Here is a 349-nt window from a genome sequence, read left to right as displayed (position 1 = left end):
TGAGGTAGCCTGAATTCCGTAGACACACCTGATTGGTAAACTTGAGCCAACAGGAGGCTGCGGTGAGTAAGAGAGAAACACAAAGCTATACGTCGGAATACCGAGCGGAAGCCATCAAGTTAGTGCTGGACCAAGGGTTGTCGGTTGCCGAAGCAGCAACACGATTAAATATGAATCAGGGCACCTTGGCTTACTGGGTGACCCAAGCCCGTAAAGGCAAGACAGCAAGCGTACCAGGTGCAGGCATGCAGAGCGCTGTCGAGTTGGCTGCGGAGAACCGGCAACTACGTCGGGAGCTGGCCGAAGCCAGGATGGAACGGGACATCTTAAAAAAAGCGACGGCGTACTT

1 protein-coding gene is annotated in these 349 nt (G+C 53.6%); it reads left to right on the top strand.

Annotation, left to right across the window (positions count from 1 at the left end; translation table 11 throughout):
• Nucleotides 1-62: 62 nt before the first annotated feature.
• Nucleotides 63-349, top strand: a 287-nt coding sequence (locus tag ACUHMQ_RS21190; protein WP_445297413.1) for a transposase, incomplete at its 3' end; no start/stop codon positions are given.

The sequence above is a fragment of the Chitinimonas violaceus genome (assembly GCF_052601015.1).
Note: the sequence above shows the minus strand (reverse complement) of the source record. Positions and strands in the feature narration are given on the sequence as shown.